At 68.4% G+C, this 19,116-nt stretch carries 17 protein-coding genes; 5 read left to right on the top strand and 12 right to left on the bottom strand.

Annotated features, from left to right (window positions below):
* Window positions 1-7: 7 nt before the first annotated feature.
* Window positions 8-1,027 carry a membrane dipeptidase gene (locus AB7M35_RS02695; RefSeq protein ID WP_453957040.1) on the bottom strand — a complete coding sequence of 340 codons (1,020 nt, stop codon included), beginning with the start codon at window positions 1,025-1,027 and terminating at the stop codon, window positions 8-10.
* Window positions 1,028-1,037: 10 nt separating this feature from the next.
* Window positions 1,038-2,492, bottom strand: a complete 1,455-nt coding sequence (locus tag AB7M35_RS02690) for an aldehyde dehydrogenase family protein (RefSeq protein WP_453957039.1) — start codon at window positions 2,490-2,492, stop codon at window positions 1,038-1,040.
* Window positions 2,493-2,614: 122 nt separating this feature from the next.
* Between AB7M35_RS02690 and AB7M35_RS02685 the strand changes: the two genes are divergently transcribed.
* Complete coding sequence (locus AB7M35_RS02685; RefSeq protein ID WP_453957037.1) at window positions 2,615-3,508, top strand: LysR family transcriptional regulator; 894 nt, start codon at window positions 2,615-2,617, stop codon at window positions 3,506-3,508.
* 7 nt (window positions 3,509-3,515) lie between these two features.
* On the opposite strand, the gene AB7M35_RS02680 is transcribed toward AB7M35_RS02685, so the two are convergent.
* The 5 genes from AB7M35_RS02680 to AB7M35_RS02660 form a co-directional block, all read right to left on the bottom strand.
* Window positions 3,516-4,637 (bottom strand): SAM-dependent methyltransferase, encoded by a 1,122-nt coding sequence (locus tag AB7M35_RS02680; protein WP_453957035.1) that lies wholly within the window; start codon window positions 4,635-4,637, stop codon window positions 3,516-3,518.
* Between the two features lie 83 nt (window positions 4,638-4,720).
* Window positions 4,721-5,803, bottom strand: a complete 1,083-nt coding sequence (locus AB7M35_RS02675) for a TRAP transporter substrate-binding protein (protein WP_453957033.1) — start codon at window positions 5,801-5,803, stop codon at window positions 4,721-4,723.
* A gap of 113 nt (window positions 5,804-5,916) precedes the next feature.
* Window positions 5,917-7,296 carry a TRAP transporter large permease gene (locus AB7M35_RS02670; RefSeq protein WP_453957031.1) on the bottom strand — a complete coding sequence of 460 codons (1,380 nt, stop codon included), beginning with the start codon at window positions 7,294-7,296 and terminating at the stop codon, window positions 5,917-5,919.
* Window position 7,297: 1 nt separating this feature from the next.
* Window positions 7,298-7,810 carry a TRAP transporter small permease subunit gene (locus AB7M35_RS02665; RefSeq protein ID WP_453957029.1) on the bottom strand — a complete coding sequence of 171 codons (513 nt, stop codon included), beginning with the start codon at window positions 7,808-7,810 and terminating at the stop codon, window positions 7,298-7,300.
* A gap of 370 nt (window positions 7,811-8,180) precedes the next feature.
* Window positions 8,181-8,642, bottom strand: coding sequence for a L,D-transpeptidase (locus AB7M35_RS02660; RefSeq protein WP_453957027.1), 462 nt, complete (start codon window positions 8,640-8,642; stop codon window positions 8,181-8,183).
* A 313-nt stretch (window positions 8,643-8,955) separates the two neighbouring features.
* Here AB7M35_RS02660 and AB7M35_RS02655 point away from each other — a divergent pair, with 313 nt between their 5' ends.
* The 4 genes from AB7M35_RS02655 to der are packed head-to-tail and all read left to right on the top strand — an operon-like array spanning window position 8,956 to window position 13,250.
* Window positions 8,956-9,534: an NnrU family protein gene (locus AB7M35_RS02655; RefSeq protein ID WP_453960580.1), complete on the top strand. Its 579-nt coding sequence runs from the start codon at window positions 8,956-8,958 to the stop codon at window positions 9,532-9,534.
* 37 nt (window positions 9,535-9,571) lie between these two features.
* Window positions 9,572-10,426, top strand: coding sequence for a tetratricopeptide repeat protein (locus AB7M35_RS02650; RefSeq protein WP_453957026.1), 855 nt, complete (start codon window positions 9,572-9,574; stop codon window positions 10,424-10,426).
* Window positions 10,426-11,775, top strand: a complete 1,350-nt coding sequence (locus AB7M35_RS02645; protein ID WP_453957025.1) for an outer membrane protein assembly factor BamB family protein — start codon at window positions 10,426-10,428, stop codon at window positions 11,773-11,775. The genes AB7M35_RS02650 and AB7M35_RS02645 overlap by 1 nt, the downstream gene beginning before the upstream one ends.
* Window positions 11,772-13,250 carry a ribosome biogenesis GTPase Der gene (gene der, locus AB7M35_RS02640; protein ID WP_453957023.1) on the top strand — a complete coding sequence of 493 codons (1,479 nt, stop codon included), beginning with the start codon at window positions 11,772-11,774 and terminating at the stop codon, window positions 13,248-13,250. The genes AB7M35_RS02645 and der overlap by 4 nt, the downstream gene beginning before the upstream one ends.
* Before the next feature lie 107 nt (window positions 13,251-13,357).
* Here the strand turns inward: der and AB7M35_RS02635 are convergent, their stop codons facing one another.
* The 5 genes from AB7M35_RS02635 to alr all read right to left on the bottom strand — a co-directional run bounded on the left by AB7M35_RS02635 (window position 13,358) and on the right by alr (window position 19,112).
* Window positions 13,358-14,122: an SDR family NAD(P)-dependent oxidoreductase gene (locus tag AB7M35_RS02635; RefSeq protein WP_453957021.1), complete on the bottom strand. Its 765-nt coding sequence runs from the start codon at window positions 14,120-14,122 to the stop codon at window positions 13,358-13,360.
* A gap of 2 nt (window positions 14,123-14,124) precedes the next feature.
* A complete protein-coding gene (gene purF / locus AB7M35_RS02630; RefSeq protein ID WP_453957019.1) occupies window positions 14,125-15,618 on the bottom strand; it encodes an amidophosphoribosyltransferase in 1,494 nt (497 codons plus the stop codon).
* Window positions 15,619-15,782: 164 nt separating this feature from the next.
* Window positions 15,783-16,475, bottom strand: a complete 693-nt coding sequence (locus tag AB7M35_RS02625; RefSeq protein ID WP_453957018.1) for a CvpA family protein — start codon at window positions 16,473-16,475, stop codon at window positions 15,783-15,785.
* A 52-nt stretch (window positions 16,476-16,527) separates the two neighbouring features.
* On the bottom strand, window positions 16,528-17,964 hold the full coding sequence (radA, locus tag AB7M35_RS02620) for a DNA repair protein RadA (RefSeq protein WP_453957016.1): 1,437 nt from the start codon (window positions 17,962-17,964) through the stop codon (window positions 16,528-16,530).
* The gene (alr, locus tag AB7M35_RS02615; RefSeq protein ID WP_453957015.1) at window positions 17,964-19,112 is read right to left on the bottom strand and encodes an alanine racemase; all 1,149 of its coding nucleotides are present in this window, start codon (window positions 19,110-19,112) and stop codon (window positions 17,964-17,966) included. Before alr ends, radA begins: the two co-directional genes overlap by 1 nt.
* Between the last annotated feature and the right edge of the window lie 4 nt (window positions 19,113-19,116).

Raw genomic sequence — 19,116 nt, 5'->3', positions numbered from 1 at the left:
CATGGCCCTAGTCCTCTTTCGGGGCGCCGGGACCGGTGCCTCCCGCCGGCTCGAAGGCGTCGCCGTAGAAGGCGAGCCAGTTGCCCCCCATGATCCCGTCGACCTCGGCCTCGGAAAACCCGACGGTCTTCAGGCCCCCGGCGATCGTCATGAAGTCGCGGTTGTCGCGGAACCAGTCCGGCTGCGGCGGAAAGCCGGCGGCGGCCGCCGAGCCCTCGCCGAAGTCGAGGTCCTTGGTCCAGCGGCCGTTGCGCATCCATTCGACCACCGTGTCCGGCTGGTCGACGCACAGGTCGCTGCCGATGCCGAGCCTGTCGGCGCCGATCATGTCGGCGGTCCTCGCCACCATCTCGCAGAAGCTCTCCAGCGTGCAGTCCGACTTGTTCTTCAGATGGTGCGGATAGAGCGAAAATCCCAGCATGCCGCCGCTTGCGGCCAGCGCCTTCAGCACCGTGTCGGACTTGTTGCGCAGGCCGTCGTGCCAGAAGCTCGGGTTGGCGTGGGTGATGGCGATCGGCCGCGCGGAGATCTCGATCGCCTCCAGCGTCGAGCGCTCGGCCGAATGGCTCATGTCGACGGTCATGCCGACGCGGTTCATCTCGCGGATCACCTGGCGCCCCATGCGGGTGATGCCGGGGTCCTCGGCCTCGTAGCAGCCGGTCGCGAGCAGGCTCTGGTTGTTGTAGGAGAGCTGCATGAAGCGCACGCCGAGCCGGTGCAGGATCTCCACCAGCCCGATGTCGTCCTCGATCGGCGAGCAGTTCTGCAGCCCGAAGACGATCGCGGTGCGCCCCTCCGCCTTGGCGGCGCGGATGTCGGCGGCGGAGTACGCCGGGCGGATCAGCTCCGGATGCCGCTCGAACCAGCCGTTGAAGCGCTCCAGGTTCGCCACCGTCTCGCGGAACGTCTCGTGGTAGCAGATGGTCACGTGGACCGCGTCGACGCCGCCCTCCCGGAGCTGCCGGAACACGGCCTCCGACCAGTTGGAATACTGCAGGCCGTCGATGATGTAGGCGGGACGATGCATCCGGTCGCTCTCAGGTCTCGGGAGTGCCGGCCCGGATGTAGGCCGTCTTCACCTGGGTGTAGAATTCCGCGGCGTAGCTTCCTTGCTCGCGCGGGCCGTAGCTGGAGTTCTTCCGGCCGCCGAACGGCACGTGATAGTCGGTGCCGGCGGTCGGCAGGTTGACCATCACGCAACCGGTCTTCGCGTTGCGCCGGAAGTGGGTGGCGCGCGCCAGCGAGGTCGTGACGATGCCGGCGGTCAGCCCGTAGTCGGTGTCGTTGGTGACGGAAAGCGCCTCCTCGTAGTCGTCGACCGCGATCACCGCGGCGATCGGCCCGAAGATCTCCTCGCGGTTGATCCGCATGGCGTTGCTGGAGCCGGTGATCAGCGCCGGGCTCATGAAATAGCCTTCGGTCGGGCGCTCGACCCGGGCGCCGCCGCAGGCGATCTCGCAGCCCTCCTGGCGGGCGAGGTCGACGTAGGCGAGGTTGGAGGCGAGCTGCGCCTCGCTGGCGACCGGCCCCATGGTCACGCCGTCCTCCAGCGCATGGCCGACTTTCATGGCGGAAAGCGCGGCGGTGAGCTTGTCGACGAAGGCGTCGTGGACGGCCCGATGCACCACGAGGCGCGAGGAGGCGGTGCACTTCTGGCCGGTGCCGGAGTAGCCGCCCGCCACGGCGCAGGCGACCGCCACGTCGAGATCGGCGTCGTCCATCACCACCAGCGCGTTCTTCGACCCCATCTCCAGCTGCACCTTGGTGAGGTTCTTTGCCGCCGACACGGCGACCCCGCGGCCCACCTCTAGCGAGCCGGTGAAGGTGACCGCATCGACGCCCGGCGCCTCCACCAGCGCCTGGCCGACGCCGGAGCCCGAGCCCATCAACAGGTTGAACGTGCCGGCCGGCAGGTCCTGGCGGGCGATGATCTCGGTCAGCGCCCAGGCCGAGGCCGGCGTCAGGTTCGCCGGCTTCCAGATGACAGCGTTGCCGAAGGCGAGCGCCGGGGCGATCTTCCACGCCGCCGTCGCCGTGGGAAAATTCCACGGCGAGATCACCGCCACGACGCCCATCGGCTCGCGGGTCACGTCGACCTCGATGTCGGGGCGCACCGAGTCGGCCTTGTCGCCCTGCAGGCGCAGCACCTCGCCGGCGGAGTAGGTGAAGAACTGGCCGGCGCGGTAGACCTCGCCGACGCCCTCGGCGCGCGGCTTGCCTTCCTCGCGCGACAGAAGCTCGCCCAGCTCGGCGGCGCGCGCCATCAGCTCCCGGCCGATCGCGTCCAGCGCCGTCGCGCGCCGCTCCAGGCCGGTCTTGGCCCACGCGTCGGCGCCGGCACGGGCAGCCTCGACGGCGGCGGCCACGTCGCCGGCCGAGGCCTGGGCGTAGCGGCCGACGACGTCCGAGAGGTCGGACGGATTGACGTTGTCGACGGCGTTCGAGCCCGGCAGCCAGGCGCCACCCACGTAGTTGGCGAAGATGTCAGTCACTCGGGGCAACCCATTGCTTGACCGTCGGAGGGCGAAACTCCGGTCAACTTGCGGCGCGCCGCTACTTCAATCAAATCGAAACTTCTGTTACGAACTTCAGTGCAATTGGATTTGTGAGCGCCATGGCACTGACCCTCGGGCAGCTGCGCGTCTTCCTCGAAGTCGCGGATCTCGGAAACATCAAGGACGCCGCCGAGAAGATCGGCCGGACGCCCTCGGCGGTCTCCATGTCCCTGAAACAGCTCGAGGAACACCTGGGCGGCGCGCTCTTCGAAACCGACCGCAAGACGACGCTCACCTCGCTCGGCGAGTACGTGCTGACGGTGGCGCGCGCCGAGGTGAGGGGCTTCGACCGCTCCGTCGCCGCCGTCCACGCGTTCGCGCGCAACGAGATCGGCCGGCTGGAGATCGCCTGCGTGCCGTCGGTGGCCACCCAGCTCATGCCGATCGTGCTCAACAGCTTCCTCGCCGCGCGGCCGGACATCGAGCTCGACGTGCGCGACGCCGATTCGGAATCGGTGGAACTGGCGATCGAGCGCCAGCGGGTGGAGCTCGGCATCGCCGGCCGCCCGGCGAATGCCGGCATCGTCGCCTTCACGCCGGTGTTCCGCGACCGCTTCGTGCTGGTGTGCGCGGCCGGCAATCCGCTCGCCGCCACCAATGGCCCGGTGCATGCCCATGAGCTTGGCGACGTGCGCTTCATCGCCAACGGGGCGTCGGCGCGGATGCACGATCCGGAATTCCAGGCGATCTCGCGGGCCTCGCGCCTGATGGTCCGCAACGTCACCTCGCTGCTGGCGCTGGTGCGCGCCGATTTCGGCGTGACGGTGCTGCCGGCGCTGTCGGTCGCCGCCGACAAGGCGGTGTGCTGCCGGCCGCTGGCGGGGGACGACCTCTACCGCGAGGTCGGGCTGCTGTGGCGGGCCGGGCGCACGCTGTCGCCGGTCGCGGAGGCGTTCAGCGACGCCTTCCGCGCGGCGATTGCCACTTCGGGGATCGACGCGCGGCTCGACTGACACCGGCTCAGGCCTTCTCCATCACCACGACGATGTGGATGTAGTCCATGGCGTGGCCCTCTGGCGCCGCGGCCACGTGGTCCTCGTAGCGCTGGTAGAAGTCGTCGACGAGCGCCTGGGCCTCGTCGCGCGGCCGGGCGTCGAGGGCGGTCAGGTACACCGTCTCCGACCACGAGCGCATGGTGGGGATCAGCGTCTTGGCGAAGTCCGCGCCGGACATGGCGCCGGCGGACTCGGCGAACTTCGCCTCGTAGGGGCAGCGAGTGTAGGTGGAGAACGCCTCCACCAGCTTGAGGCCGGCCTTCGAGACCGGTGACGCCGGATCGGTGAACGGGGCGGTGAACTCCTCCAGCGTCCGGTAATACTGCACGAAGGTCGCGCGCTCGTACTCGGTCTTGGTGATCTTGCCCTCGTCGCGCAGCTCGCCCCAGAACCGGTCGAACAGGTTGAACATGTGGGCGCCGCCGGTGGTGCCCAGATGGCGTCCCTGTTCGTCGATACCGAAGTTCAGGCAGATCATCCGGCCGCCGGACTTCAGTTCCGCGGCGCGGGCGAGCAGGATGCGCTCCCAGTCGGCGCGCGCCTGTTCGGCGAAGGCGGCCGCCTCGTCGCCTTCCGCGCCCACCGCATGGCAATGGGTCGAGATCTCGCACGGCTTCTGGGAGAGGTAGTGCATCGCCGTGGCGGAGAAGCCGAGGTCGAGCGTTCCGGCGGGGAAGAGCTGGCTGTGGAAGCCGGTGCCGCAGCCGTAGACGAACACGTCGTCGACGTTCTTCTGGTAGGCGAGCGCCGGGTCCCCCTGCAGCCCCTGCATGGTGCGGAACAGCGTGGAGAAATCGTTCGAGGGAAGGTCGGTGTAGGTGATCGCGATCTCGCGGGTGTCGCCGCCCTGACGCAGCCCCTCGAACGCCTTGAACCACATTTCGCGGCTGGTGCCGCCATCGGCCGCGCCGTAATCGGCGACGCGCACGACGCCGGTCGCGCCCGGCTGCGGCTTCAGCGCGTCCTGGACGATCGGCAGCATCTTGTCGATCGCCTGCTTGGCGCCGTAGGTCCGCTCGGAATAGTAGCCTCCGCCGCGCATGGAGAGGACGGCCTGGGTGCTGATTCCGGTCTGGGAGGCGGTCATCTTGGTGTGTCCTTGAACAATCGACTGGCAATCGGAAAGGGCCGGCCGGAGGGCATCCGGCCGGCCGCGTCGCGGGTGTCCGGTCAGACCGGCCGGGCGTTGATGTAGGCGCCCTCGGAGATCGCGGTGTACGGCTTGATGGTCTTCATGAAGTCCTGGATGGACGCGTAGACCTTGGTCGCCAGCGGATCGGAGTCCGCCACCGTCTGGACGACGCCCGCCGACACCTCGGCGAGCTTCTTCAGGATGTCGTCGTTGAGGGTGCGCACGTCGACGCCCTCCGACCGCATCTGGGCGAGCGCCTTGCCGTTCTTGGCCACGAACTCGTTCAGCACGATCTGGTTGGCCATCACGTTGGCGCCGCGCACGATCTCCTTCAGGTCGTCGGGGAGCTTGTCCCAGGCGGCCGGGTTGATCATGCAGTCGAGCACGCCGCAGGGCTCCATCCAGCCCGGCCAGTAGTAGTATTTGGCGACCTTGTGCAGGCCGAACGCCATGTCGTTCATCGGGCCGACGAAGTCGGCGCCGTCGATCGCGCCGGACTGCAGCCCCTGGGGCACTTCGCCCAGCGGCATCTGCACCGGCGTCGCGCCGACCTCGGTCAGCACCTTGGCGCCGAGGCCGCCGGAGCGGACCTTGAGGCCCTTGTAGTCCTCGATCGAGTTGAGTTCCTTGTTGAACCAGCCGGCCGCCTGCACGGAGGTGTTGCCCGACGGGAAGAACTTCACGCCCAGCTTGCCGTAGACCTCGTCGGCCAACTCCTGGCCGCCGCCGTAGGAGAACCAGGCGTTCTGCTCCTGGGTGGTGAAGCCGAACGGCATCGGGGTGAAGAACTGCATCGCCGGCAGCTTGCCGGCCCAGTAGGCGGGATAGCCGTGGCCCATCTCCAGCGTGCCGTCGGCGACCGCGTCGAGCACCTGGAACGGCGGCACGATCTCGCCGGCGGCGTACAGCTTGACGGACATCCGGCCGCCGGAGGCCTTGGAGATGAAGTCGGCGACGATTTCAGGGCCGGTGGCGAGCAGCGGCGAGTTCTTCGCCCAGGTCATCTGCATGCGCCATTCGATCTTGCCCTGGGCGATTGCTGGGGCGGCGAGGCCGGTTGCCACCGCCGTTCCCGATGCCAGGCCCAGTCCGGCCTTGGTGACGAATTGTCTGCGGTCCATGTCGAGTTCCCCTCAGTGTTGCGACAAAGGTCGGTGTCGTCGATCTGCCGTCGTTGCGACGGATCACGCGCGCCTTGCCGGTCCCCTCGACCGGTTGTGCGGCGCGCGATTCCTCAGCCCGAGAGCAACCCGGGCAGCCAGTGGACCAGTCCCGGCCAGATCCACAGCACCGCGACGGCGACAAGCTGGATCACGACGAACGGGATCACGCCCCGATAGATGGTTGGAAGCGACAGGCCGCTCGACGCGCCCTGGAGGTAGAAGATGCCGAAGCCGAACGGCGGCGTCAGATAGCTCGTCTGGAGGATCACGGCGGCGGCGACGCCGAGCCAGAGCGGGTCGACGCCCTGCATGATCAGTCCCGGCGCGAAGATCGGGATCACGATGAAGATGATCTCGAAGGTGTCGATCATGAAGCCGAGCAGGAACATCAGGCCGAGCACGAAGATCGTCGCCCCGATGGCGCCGGCCGGCAGCGAATGCAGAAGCTCGATCACCACGTCCTCGCCGCCGAAGCCGCGGAAGACGAGCGAGAAGATCGTCGCGCCGATGAGGATCGCGAAGATCATCAGCGAGATGCTCATGGCGTCGCGGATCGCCTCGGCGAACGTCTCCCAGGTCAGCGACCGGTTCATCAGCGCCAGCAGCACCGCGCCGACGCCGCCGAGGGCGGCCGATTCCGTCGCCGTCGCGATGCCGGTCAGGATCGAGCCGAGCACCAGCAGGATCAGGCCCAGCGGCGGCACCATCGCGAACAGCACCCGCATCGGCAGGTTGGTCCGCTCGGCCTCGCTCATGGGCACCGGTGGGCAGCTTTCAGGGTCGGTGACGGCGCGGAAGAGGATCCAGGCGATGTAGAAGCCCACCAGCACCAGGCCGGGCAGCAGCGCGCCGGCGAACAGGTCCGTGACCGTCACCGGATCGGAGGAGAAGATCCCCATCCGGAGCTGCGCCTGGGTGTTGGCGTTCTGCAGCATGGTGCCGAGCAGGATCAGCACGGTGGAGGGCGGGATCAGCTGGGCGAGCGTGCCCGAGGCGCAGATCACGCCGCACGACAGCGACTGGCTGTAGCGGGCCCGCTGCATCGCCGGCAGGCTGATCAGCGCCATGGTGACGATGGTGGCGCCGACGATGCCCGTCGAGGCCGCCAGCAGCGCGCCGACGAGCACCACCGAGATGCCGAGGCCGCCGCGCATCCCGCCGAACAGCTGGCCCATGGTGATGAGCAGGTTCTCGGCGACCTTCGAGCGCTCCAGCACCGTCCCCATGAACACGAACAGCGGCACCGCCACGAGGGTCGGGTTGAGGCCGATGTCGAGGAGGCGCGAGGGCAGGGAGCCGAGCAGGATCGGATCGAACGCCCCGAACAGGCTGCCGATGCCCGCCATCAGCACCGCCGACCCGCCGAGCGCGAACGCCACGGGAAAGCCGGTGAGAAGCGCGATCACGACGCCGAGGAAGAGGAGGAGACAGGAAACGGCTTCCGTTTCCATCTCAGTGCGAGCCCCCGGGCCCGTGGACGATGACGTGCAGGCTGCGGAGCGCCGTCGCCACCCCCTGGATCGCCATCAGTCCGCAGAAGGCGACCACGGCGGTCTTCATCAGATAGAGGAAGGGCAGGCCGTCGATGGAGGGCGAGGCCTCCATCAGGTTCCACGACCGCAGCAGGGCAGGCCAGGCCTTCACGGCGATGACCGCCATCATCGGCCACAGGAACAGGACGGTCCCGATGAGGTTGGTCCAGGCCCGGCCGCGCGGGCCGAGCATCCGGTAGACGAGATCCACCCGGACGTGGCCGTCGCGGGCATAGACCGCCGAGGCACCGAGGAAGACGAGCGCGCCGTTCAGCCAGACGAAGCTTTCGGAGAGCCAGGGGTAGCCGATCGACAGGCCGTAGCGCAGCAGAGCGACGGCGGCGGCTAGGAAAACCACGACGGGGAGGATCCATTTGAGGAGTTCGCCGAACCCCGCCATCGCCCGGTCAATGGTGCCCGCCGCCCTCAGCATCCTTCACCACCTGCCGCGGTCGAAGGGGGCGGTCCGGGAGACCCTGTGCACCGCCGCGCGACACGCGCGCCATCGTATGGACATCAGCTGTCCCCCTGGCGGTCCGGCGTGGAAAGAAGGATCGATACAGGTCTTCATTTCAAGAAGCGTGCCAAGCGGCGCGGATTGAGGCAAACCGGAATTACTTGTTCACGCTTCAAAAAAACTGGAATGCAGTCATCCGTCGACCTCGCGCCGTGCCGATCGCTCTTCCGTGCGCACAAACGCGCACAAACGCGCACGAAAGCGCAAAATCGCGCAGCCAGATCACAAAGCTGCGCGCAGGTGCGCGCGCGCAGACCTTCCACCCCGAAATGTGTCGGCGGCGCAACTAGTTGCGGACGAGAATGCGCGTATTGGCTGCGCCGTTCGCCTGCACCAGGTCATAGAGCGCCTTCGCGTTCGACGGAGCCAGCCGCACGCAGCCGTGGGACGCCGGACGCCCGAGGCTCTTCACCGCCGTCGTCCCGTGGATGGCATAGCCGCCCCGGAAGAAGATCGAATGCGGCATCGGCGCGTTGTCGTACTTCTTCGAGTAGTAGCGCCGGTACATGCGGGTCGGCCGGTAGCTGCCGGTGGGAGTCCGGTAGCCCTTGCGGGCCGTCGAGACAGGCCACGCGTAGACGGGCGTGTTGCCGACACGCACGTACATGCGCTGCTCGGACAGATCGATCGTCGCCGTCACCGTGGCGGCCCGCGCGGCCGCCGGAAGCGTGACCGCCGCGGCCACCACCGCGAGCGCCAGCGTGGCGGCCCGCACGTTGCTCCAACCCCAGTTCAATCCGTAACGCATCTACGCCCCCGAATTTCCCCGGTCCGACAGCCAGATCGAGAAGGCCATCGCGACCGAACCCGGCCGCGATGTTAATCCTCGGATGGCGGAATGGCGCACCCCAAATCCGGCCTTCCGCGATGAAAGTGATGTGATCGGGGCGCTGCCGGCGGCGATTCGTGCACGGGGAGCTTCGCATCGGAGTATCCGTGCGCCGGCCCGGGCAAGCCCTGCGCGGCACACGGGCGTTTTCGCGGTCATCGCTTCGATCTCGCCTGGAAATGCTCTAGACATGGCGCACGAGCGCGATGCGGACGGAGCGGAGACGGCGACCATGTGGATCTTCATACTCGGGCTTGTGATCTTTTTCGCCACCCACCTCCTGCCGGCCGACACCGGCCTGCGCGCCAGCCTGCGCAGCCGAATGGGTGAGGGGCCTTACCGGGCCGTCTACTCGATCGTCGCCTTCGTCGGGCTCGTCCTGATCATCTGGGGCTACGGCGAGTGGCGCGATGCCGGCCCGGCGATTCTCTACGTCCCCCCTGTCTGGACCCGGCATCTGACGATGCTGATCATGCTGCCGGTCTTCGTGCTGCTGGTCGCCGCCTACGCTCCCGGGCGGATCTCGCGGGCCACCAAGCACCCGATGATCCTGGCGGTGAAGATCTGGGCGCTGGCGCATCTTCTGGCCAACGGCGACGTGGCGTCGGTGCTCCTGTTCGGATCGTTCCTGGCCTGGGGCGTCATAGCCCGCATTTCCCTGAAGCGCCGCCAGCAGGCGAACCCGCACGCCGTGCCGGTCGCCGGCTCTGCCCGCAACGACGTCATCGCTGTGGTGGTGGGCCTCCTTGTTTACGCCCTCTTTGTCTGGAAGGTGCACGTCTGGCTGATCGGTGTGCCCATAATCGCCTGATCTTCACTTCGTTTCAGCGGCTGCCCGAGCGCGCCAAATGGCTTGGCCCGCAGCCCGGAACGCGTTACACGGCGCGGACCGGGACCGGATTGGCAGCGGCGATGAACGCGGCAAGAGAACCGATGAGGATCGACGGACGATGACGGACATTTTTCACGAGGTCGAAGAGGATCTGCGTCGCGAGCGCATGCGGTCGCTGTGGGACCGCTTCGGGCTCTATGTCGTCCTCGTCGCCGTCCTGATCGTGGTCCTGACCGCGGGCTATCGCGGCTATGTCTATTTCCAGACGAAGGCCGAGCAGACGGCCGGCGACGAATTCCTGACGGCGCTCGACACCGCGGCCAACGGCGACAGCGCCGGGGCCGCCGAGGCGCTCACCAAGTTTGCCGAGTCCGCGCCTGGCGACTATCCGGTTCTTGCCCGTTTCCGGGCGGCAAGCGAAATGGCGCTGGCCGGCGAGACCGACGCGGCCGTGGCCGCCTTCGATGCGCTCGCCGCCGACAGCAGCCTGTCGCAGCGCCAGCGCGATCTCGCCCGGGTGCGGGCCGGCTATGTGCTGCTCGACACCGGCGACAAGGCCGGCATCGAGGACCGGCTGACCGGCGTCGCGACCGAGGTTGGCGCCTGGCGCAACTCGGCCCGCGAGATCCTCGGCATCGCCGCCTACCAGGACGGCGACTATGCGGGCGCAGAGAAATGGTTCGGCGAGATCGGGATGGATCCGTCCGCGCCGCAGGACCTCAAAGCCCGGGTCCAACTGTTCATGGGTCTGATCAATGGGTCCCGTGCCGCACCCGCGGCAAGCGAGGCCGCGTCGACGCAAGACAGCGGCACGGCAGCGCCACAGGATGGCGATGCGGCCGGTGCGGGGGCGTCGGAGGTGAGTAAATGATGAGTTCTTTGCGTCCGGTCGCGGCTCTTGTCGCGGTCGCAGTTCTGGTAAGCGGGTGCGGCTCGGTCGGCGACTCGGTGTCCTCGATCAATCCGTTCCGGAAGAAGGACACCATCCTTCCCGGCGAGCGGAGCCCCATCTTCACCAACCAGGACACCCCGGACGAGGCGAACACCGACGTGGCCTCCGTCTCGATCGGCGCCGCGTCGTCCATGGGCGACTGGCCGCAGGTTGGCGGCAACCCGTCGTCCAACACCGGGCATCTCGCCTTCAGCGGCAGTGGCGCCCGTGCCTGGAGGTCCTCCATCGGTCGCGGCGGCGGCAGCGTCATGCAGTTCGCCAACGAATCCCAGCGGATCGCGGCCCGCCCCGTGGCCGCCGGCGGCAACGTGATCATCTACTCGCCTGACGCGACGGTCACCGCATTGTCGGTGACCAGCGGCGGGCGCGGCTGGAGCACCAGCCTGCGGCCTGAGAAGGAGAGCGACGTCGCCAGCGGCGGCGGTGCGGCCATCGACGGCGGCAAGGTGTTCGTGGCGACCGGCTACGGCACGCTCGCAGCCCTGGATCTCGGATCCGGCAAGGTGCTGTGGTCGACCGAGATGTCCATCCCGGCGCGCGGCTCGCCGACGGCGACCGCCGGCAAGGTGTTCGTGGTCAACCAGTCCAACGAGATCGTCGCGGTCAACCAGGCCGACGGCACCGAGGTCTGGACCTATCGCGGAATTCCGGAGACCGCCGGCCTGCTGTCCACCGCCAATCCGAGTGTCTCAGGCGACACCATCGTCGTGCCGATGAGCTCCGGCGAGGTGATGGCGCTGACCGCGTCGAAGGGCGAGCCGAAGTGGATCGACTCGGTGACCCGGTCGACGCGCACCCTGGCCGTGGCCGGCCTGACCGACGTGTCCGGCAGCCCGGTGATCGATGGCGGCACCGTGTTCGCAACCGGCGTTGGCGGGCGTACGATCGCCGTCAGCCTGGCGACGGGCGAGCGGGTCTGGGAACAGAACGTCGGCAGCGCGTCGACGCCGATCGTCTCCGGCACCGGCGTGTTCCTCATCGACCTCGAGGGCCGCATGGTCGCGCTTGAGAAGTCGTCCGGCAAGATCGCCTGGCGCACCGCGCTTCCGCAGAAGAAAAAGGGTCGCTACGCCTGGAACGGGCCCATACTGGCGGGCAACTCCCTGTGGGCGATTTCCAACGAAGGCGAGCTCGTGGTCGTGAACCCGACGGACGGACAGATCAGGTCTCAGACGAACGTCGCGAACCACGGCTACACCGCGCCGATCCTGGCGTCCGGCAACATGATCTTCGTGTCCGACTCCGGCGAGATCTCGGCACTCCGATGAGGTCAAGATCCCGGCGCTCCGATGATGACGCTGCCGACCGATCCGGTAAACGGCAGGCGCGCGTCGCCATCGTCGGGCGGCCGAACGTCGGCAAGTCCACCCTGTTCAACCGGATCGTCGGCAAGCGCCTTGCGCTGGTAGACGACACGCCCGGCGTCACCCGCGACCGGCGCGAAGGGCAGGGCCGCGTCTCCGACCTGCGGTTTGTAGTCGTCGACACCGCAGGCCTGGAGGATGCCGGTCCGGACACGCTCGAAGGCCGGATGCGGCAGCAGACCGACACCGCCATTCAGGCGGCCGACGTGATCCTGTTCGTCGTCGACGCCCGCGCCGGCATCACCCCCGCCGACCAGGCCTACGGCGCGCTGCTGCGGCGCACGTCCCATCCAGTGATCGTGCTGGCCAACAAGGCCGAGGGACGCAGTGGCGACACCGCCGCCCTGGAGGCGTACAGCCTTGGCCTGGGCGAGCCCATTCCCTTCTCCGCCGAGCACGGCCAGGGCATCGACCTGCTCTACGACGCCCTCGACGCGGCGTTCCAGACGCTCGATCTTGGCGGCGACGCGGATGTCGACGACCAGGACGCGGTCATCGCCGGCGACCTGCTGGGCGAGGACCTTGCGCCGGAACACGATGCGCCCGCCGAGGACGACGCGGGCCCCGGCCGGACCCGCCCGATCCAGGTGGCGATCATCGGCCGCCCGAACGCCGGCAAGTCGACGCTCATCAACCGCCTGATCGGCGAGGAGCGTATGCTGACCGGGCCCGAGGCCGGCATCACCCGCGATTCCATCAGCGTCGACTGGACGTGGCGCGACCGCGCCTTCCGTCTGGTGGACACTGCCGGTATGCGCAAGAAGGCCAAGGTCCAGGCCAAGCTGGAGCGCCTGTCGGTCAACGATTCCATCCGGGCGCTGCGCTTCGCCGAGGTGGTGGTCATGACCATCGATGCGACCGTGCCGTTCGAGAAGCAGGACCTGCACATCATCGATCTGGTGGAGCGCGAAGGCCGCTCCATCGTGATTGCGCTCGACAAGTGGGATCTGGTCGAAGATCGCGACCAGACGCTCAGCGCGTTGCGCGAGGCGGCGGACCGGCTGCTCCCGCAGTTGCGCGGCCTTCGCCTGGTTCCGGTGTCCGGCCTTACGGGGCTGGGCCTCGACCGGCTCATGGAAGCCGTCGTCAGCACCGTCGAGCGCTGGTCGACCCGGGCGACGACGGGCCAGCTCAACCGCTGGCTCTTCAATGCCATCAACCGGCATCCGCCGCCGGCCGTTGCCGGCCGCCGCATCAAGCTGCGCTACATCACCCAGGTGAAGACGCGTCCGCCGCACTTCGTGGCGTTCTGCTCGATGCCCGACGACCTGCCGGCGGCCTACAAGCGCTACCTGGTCAACGGCCTGCGCGAGACCTTCAAGCTCGACGGCGTGCCGATCCGGCTGACCCTGCGCAAGGGCGACAACCCCTACGCCTGAAATCATTTCCGAGATGCATTATGGCCGGACCCGCTGATCGCGAGGCCCGGCTGGGGCCTTGAGCGAATTTACTTCGATCAGATTGCGTCGATCAGATCGGGAAACGCTCAGGCGATGCCCACGGTCCGTTCGCTGGCCGGGATGCCGTCGTCGGCAACGGGGTGGCCGAGCTCGATGAGGCTACCGTGCTCCAGGCAGGCGGGCGTGAGTAGCGCCATGATGGGCAGCGCGTGGGCGCTCGGCGGTGTCGCCGCATCCTTCGCTTCGCCCGGGAACGCCTTGCCGCGGAAGTGGGTGCGGGTCGGTCCCGGATCGACGAGGTTCACCCGAACGTTGGTGTGGCGCACCTCGTTGGCATAGGTGCGCACCAGCGCTTCCAGTCCGGCCTTCGACGCGGCGACGACACCCCAGAACGGCTCGGAGGTGCGGGCCTGGGCGGCCGTGAGGAACACCGCACGGCCGGCCTCGGACTGACGCAGCAGCGGATCGAGCGAGCGAAGCAGCCGCCAGTTGGCCGTGAGGTTGAGGCCGATCGCATCGTCCCAGACCTTCGGCGGGATATGCCCGATCGGCGACAGCTGGCCGAGCATGCCGGCGTTGCCGACCAGGACGTCAAGGCGGCCCCAGCGCTCGTACAGCGCCGCACCCAGCCGGTCGATGGCGTCGTAGTCGGTGAGGTTGATCGGCACGAGGGTCGGGGCGGGGCCTCCCGCGGCGCGGATCTCGTCGTCCAGTTCCTCCAGCGCGCCCACCGTGCGGCCGACGGCCACCACGTGGGCGCCGGCTTCGCCGAGCTTCAGCGCCACCGCACGGCCGATGCCGCGCGTCGCGCCCGTCACCAGGGCGACACGGCCTTCGAAGGCTCCCGACATGATCAGCCGACCTCGGCCAGCAGCGAGAGCTGCGGGTCGGTGTTGTTCTCGAGCCGATCGGTCAGGCGGGTCGGATAATCGCCGGTGAAGCAGGCGTCGCAGTATTGCGGGCTCTCGTTGGTCCGGCCGGGCTGGCCGGCGGCGCGGTAGAGACCGTCGATCGAGAGGAAGGCCAGGCTGTCGACCTTGATGTAGCGCGCCATCTCCTCGACCGTCATGCGGGCGGCGATGAGCTTGGACTTTTCCGGGGTGTCGACGCCGTAGAAGCACGAGTCCGTGGTCGGCGGGCTGGCGATCCGCATGTGGACCTCGGCCGCGCCGGCCTCGCGCACCATCTCGACGATCTTCAGGGACGTGGTGCCGCGCACGATGGAATCGTCCACCAGCACGACGCGCTTGCCCTCGAGAACCTCGCGGTTGGCGTTGTGCTTCAGCTTCACGCCCATGTGGCGGATGGCGTCGGTCGGCTGGATGAAGGTCCGACCGACATAGTGGTTGCGGATGATGCCGAGATCGAAGGGCAGGCCCGCCGCCTCGGCAAACCCGATCGCCGCCGGGGTGCCGGAATCGGGCACCGGCACCACAACGTCGGCAGGCACCGGAGACTCACGCGCGAGTTCGGCGCCGATGCGCTTGCGCACGTCGTAGACGTTCAGGTTCGACACGATCGAATCCGGCCGCGCGAAATAGACGTACTCGAAGATGCAGAAGCGGGAGGAGGGCGTGCTGGCGAACGGGTGCAGCGATTCGATGCCGTCGCTGGTGATGACCACCACCTCGCCGGGCTCGATGTCGCGGACGAACCGGGCACCGATGATGTCGAGCGCGCAGGTCTCGGAGGTCAGCACGTAGGAGCCGTCGAGATCGCCGAGCACCAGCGGGCGGACGCCGAGCGGGTCGCGCGCTCCAACGAGCTTCTTGTCGGTCATGCCGACGAGCGCGTAGGCGCCTTCGAGGTTGCGCAGCGCATCGATGAAGCGCTCGATGAAGGAGCGCCGGTCGCTGGTCGCCACCAGGTGGATCAGCGTTTCGGTGTCCGACGTGGACTGGAAGATCGAGCCGCGTTCGCGCAGCTGCCGCTGCAGCGTGCGGGCGTTGGTGATGTTGCCGTTGTGGGCGACGGCGAAGCCGCCGCCGGCGAACTCGGCGAACAGGGGCTGCACGTTGCGCAGCGCAGCGCCGCCCGTGGTGGAGTAGCGTGTGTGGCCGATGGCGCGGTTGCCGTGCAGCCGGGCGATCACCGCGGGCTTGGTGAAGTTGTCTCCGACCAGGCCGATGTGGCGTTCGGTGAAGAACTGGGCGCCATCGTAGGAGACGATGCCCGCGGCCTCCTGGCCGCGATGCTGGAGCGCGTGCAGGCCGAGGGCCGTCAGCGCGCCGGCATCGTCGTGGCCGAAGATGCCGAAGACGCCGCACTCGTCGTGGAAGTGGTCGTCCGCTTCGTCGGCGAAGGAGCCGGCGTTCGCGGGGCTCACTGAATCGTAAAGACGGGGCATTCGGGACCGGACCTCATTAACCCCCCAAGATCAACGCGGATGCGGCTGGGCTTACCCGACCGCACATAGGTTGATCCCTGACCAATATCCAGTGCACCCCGGCTGCTTTCATACAAGCCGTGGGTGCGGATGGATCTCAAAAGTAGGAACGCCGCCCTTGTCGACTAATTTCCCGGCGTTCCGGCGTCGGTACCGGCGGGGGCCTGGGGGGCCGGAGCCGCCTCGGAATTTCCCTCACCGGTGGACTGGATCAGCTGATCCATCTGGTTGCGTTCCTGCGATCCGTAGTCCGGCGTGGTCCGGGTCGGCGCAGTCGCGTTGTCGTCGACGGGAGCGCCGCTTTCGCGGGGCTTCACGGCGTCGCGGAAGGTGGCTTCCGGATCGTCGGGCAGGGCCGCCAGCAGGCGGTTGCCGAGGTCGTTGAGGGTCGGGCGCGAGGCCGACTGCACGACCCAGGTCGGCTGGTTCCGCTCCGGCACGAGCCAGTTGAAGAAGATGAGCGCGACGACGATCAGCAGCACGCCGCGGGCGACGCCGAACAGGAAGCCGAGGAAGCGGTCGACGAAGCCGGCGCGGCTGTCGACGACGAAATCGGAGAACTTCATGGTGATGAAGCTGACGACGATCAGCGTGACCAGGAAGATGACGGCCGCGGAGACCGCGAGCGCGATCGTCGGCTGGGTAATGTACTTCTCGATCGTCGGGACGAGGGAGTCGTGGAACATGTAGGCGACGAGGGCGGCGATCACCCAGGCGGCGATCGACAGCACTTCCCGCACGAAGCCTCGGATCATCGCCAGCAGCGCCGAGATCAGCACGACCGCGAGGACAAGGGCATCAAATGCGGTGAAGGACATGGATCGGGCTCCTCACGCCACCGCGCCGTTCTGGGCGCGTTTCAAGCACTTCTCAGGATGATGCGGATGGTTTGCGATCGGGCGCATCTTTGTCGCCGCCGCGGAGCCCGTCGGGAACCCCGTCTTCGAACAGACGTCCGATGAGATCATTGAGACTGCCGATCGCAACTGTTCGCAAACCCTTGGGTGAGTCCGTCGCCACCGCTTCCGGAACCACAGCCTGCCCAAACCCGAGTTTTTCCGCTTCCTTCAGCCGTCCCGCCGCATGGGCGACCGACCGGACACGACCAGACAGGCTGACTTCGCCGAAATAGACGCAATCACTGGGCAGAGCAAGCCCGCCCAGAGAGGAGATCAGCGCCGCGGCGACGGCGAGGTCGGCGGCGGGCTCGGTGATGCGCAGACCGCCCGCCACCGCCAGGTAGACGTCGTTGCTTCCGAGCCGCACGCCGCAGCGTGCCTCCAGCACGGCGATCACCATGGCGAGGCGGCTGGAATCCCAGCCGACGACGGCCCGGCGCGGGGTTCCGAGCGTGCTCGGAGCCACCAGCGCCTGGATCTCCACCAGCAGGGGGCGGGTGCCTTCCATGCCGGCGAACACGGCGGCCCCGGGGCTCGCGGTGTCGCGCTCGCCGAGGAACAGCTGGGACGGGTTATCCACTTCCCTGAGGCCGGCGCCGGTCATCTCGAAGACGCCGATCTCGTCGGTGGGCCCGAATCGGTTCTTCGTGGCGCGCAGGAGCCGGAAGGAATGGCTGCCGTCGCCCTCGAAGGTGATCACCGCGTCGACCATGTGCTCGACCACCCGGGGCCCGGCGATCTGGCCGTCCTTGGTGACATGACCGACCAGCACGACTGTCGCGCCGGAAGTCTTGGCGTAGCGGATGAGGGCCTGCGCGCTGGCGCGGACCTGGGACACGGTTCCGGGCGCGGATTCGGCGATCGACGTCCACAGGGTCTGGATGGAATCGATGATCACCAGGCCGGGCCGGGGGCCCACCTGCAGCGTCGCCAGGATGTCCTCGACGCAGGTCTCGGACGCAAGCGCCACGGGGGCGCCGCTGGCGCCGAGCCGCTCCGCGCGCATGCGCACCTGGGGGATCGCCTCCTCGCCGGAGATGTAGACGACGTGACCGCCGTCCATGGCGAGTCTCGCGGCCGCCTGGAGGAGGAGGGTCGACTTGCCGATCCCCGGGTCGCCGCCGACCAGCAGCACCGAGCCGGGTACGAAGCCGCCGCCGGTGACGCGGTCGAGCTCGGCGATGCCCGTCTGCAGCCGCGGCGGTTCGTCGCTGGTGCCGGCCAGGCTCTCCAGCTTCACCGGCCGGCCGCGCACCGACGAGAGCTTGCCGGTGCCAGCCAGGATCGGGTCGGTGACGGTCTCCTCGGAGATCGAGTTCCAGGCGCCGCAGGATTCGCACTTGCCCGCCCAGCGATTGGTGACGGTGCCGCATTCCTGGCAGACGAAGCGCGGTTGCCGCTTGGCCATCAGCGCGCGTCCAGCCCGACGTAGCGGCGGGCGTAACGGCGGGAGAGATCCGTCAGGAGTTCGTAGCCGATGGTGCCGGCGGCCTGGGCAACGTCGTCCACGGCGATGTGGGGCCCGAAGAGTTCGACCCAGCTCCCCCGGTGCAGGAGGTGCTCGGGGACGGCGCTCACGTCGAGCGTGATCTGGTCCATGGAGACGCGGCCGATATAGGGCACTCGGTGCCCGGCGATCCATGCCGTCGCCCCCGCGGCGCCGGGGCGCTCGCCGGCGCCGCGCAGCAGCCCGTCCGCATAGCCGACCGAGACGATCGCGACGCGGCCCGGCCGTTCCAGGTGACCGACGGCTCCGTAGCCGACGGTTTCCTCCCGGGACACCTCGCGCACCTGGAGCACCCGTGCTTCCAGTGTCACGACCGGTGCCATCGGGTTTTCGCCCTCGACCTTCGCCCGGCCGCCATAAAGCGCGATGCCGGGGCGCACGAGATCGAACAGGAAATCGCCGCCGGCGAGCACGCCGGCCGAATTCGCCAGCGAGGCGGGAATGTCCGGATAGAGCGCCTTTGCCGCCGCGAAGGCGTCGAGCTGCTTGCGGTTCAGCGGATGATCCGGCGTGTCTGCGCAGGCGAGGTGGCTCACCAGCAGCTTCGGCGCGACGCCCGGCTCCATGTCGACGCCGGCGAACGATTCCGCTTCGGCGTGGGTGAGGCCGAGCCGGTTCATGCCGGTGTCGACGTGGATGGCCGCCGGCAGCTCGCGCTCGACCGAGCGTGCGTACCGTCCCCAGTCCTCGATCTCGCCGGGGCTGCCGAGCACCGGGATGATCTTCGCCTCGCGATAGTCCGCCTCCGCGCCCCGGAACAGCCCGTTCAGCACATAGATCGTGGCGTCGGGCAGCACCTCGCGCAGCCGCATTCCCTCTTCGGGAAGGGCTACGAAGAAGGTCCGGCAGCCGGCGTTCCAGAATGTGTCGGCGGCCCGCTCCAGGCCGATGCCGTAGCCATCGCCCTTCACCACGGCCGAGCAGTCGGCCGGGCGGCTGCGGTCACGCAGCCGGATCCAGTTTCCGGCGAGCGCGGCAAGGTCGATGGTCAGCCGTCCGCCGGCATGCTGCTCGCGAGGGTAGGCGGGGGAGAAGGGGCTTCGAAACACGGCG

The organism is Amorphus suaedae (genome assembly GCF_053629675.1).
The sequence above is the reverse complement of the archived record's forward strand: the minus strand, read 5'-3'. Positions and strand labels throughout refer to the sequence as shown.

Excerpts from the sequence above, each read along its gene's own strand:
- AB7M35_RS02695 (WP_453957040.1), bottom strand. The coding sequence starts at position 1,027 with ATGCATCGTCCCGCCTACATCATCGACGGCCTGCAGTATTCCAACTGG.
- AB7M35_RS02685 (WP_453957037.1), top strand. The coding sequence starts at position 2,615 with ATGGCACTGACCCTCGGGCAGCTGCGCGTCTTCCTCGAAGTCGCGGAT.
- AB7M35_RS02680 (WP_453957035.1), bottom strand. The coding sequence starts at position 4,637 with ATGACCGCCTCCCAGACCGGAATCAGCACCCAGGCCGTCCTCTCCATG.
- AB7M35_RS02675 (WP_453957033.1), bottom strand. The coding sequence starts at position 5,803 with ATGGACCGCAGACAATTCGTCACCAAGGCCGGACTGGGCCTGGCATCG.
- AB7M35_RS02670 (WP_453957031.1), bottom strand. The coding sequence starts at position 7,296 with ATGGAAACGGAAGCCGTTTCCTGTCTCCTCCTCTTCCTCGGCGTCGTG.
- AB7M35_RS02665 (WP_453957029.1), bottom strand. The coding sequence starts at position 7,810 with ATGCTGAGGGCGGCGGGCACCATTGACCGGGCGATGGCGGGGTTCGGC.
- AB7M35_RS02660 (WP_453957027.1), bottom strand. The coding sequence starts at position 8,642 with ATGCGTTACGGATTGAACTGGGGTTGGAGCAACGTGCGGGCCGCCACG.
- AB7M35_RS02655 (WP_453960580.1), top strand. The coding sequence starts at position 8,956 with ATGTGGATCTTCATACTCGGGCTTGTGATCTTTTTCGCCACCCACCTC.
- AB7M35_RS02650 (WP_453957026.1), top strand. The coding sequence starts at position 9,572 with ATGGCTTGGCCCGCAGCCCGGAACGCGTTACACGGCGCGGACCGGGAC.
- AB7M35_RS02645 (WP_453957025.1), top strand. The coding sequence starts at position 10,426 with ATGAGTTCTTTGCGTCCGGTCGCGGCTCTTGTCGCGGTCGCAGTTCTG.
- der (WP_453957023.1), top strand. The coding sequence starts at position 11,772 with ATGAGGTCAAGATCCCGGCGCTCCGATGATGACGCTGCCGACCGATCC.
- AB7M35_RS02635 (WP_453957021.1), bottom strand. The coding sequence starts at position 14,122 with ATGTCGGGAGCCTTCGAAGGCCGTGTCGCCCTGGTGACGGGCGCGACG.
- purF (WP_453957019.1), bottom strand. The coding sequence starts at position 15,618 with ATGCCCCGTCTTTACGATTCAGTGAGCCCCGCGAACGCCGGCTCCTTC.
- AB7M35_RS02625 (WP_453957018.1), bottom strand. The coding sequence starts at position 16,475 with ATGTCCTTCACCGCATTTGATGCCCTTGTCCTCGCGGTCGTGCTGATC.
- radA (WP_453957016.1), bottom strand. The coding sequence starts at position 17,964 with ATGGCCAAGCGGCAACCGCGCTTCGTCTGCCAGGAATGCGGCACCGTC.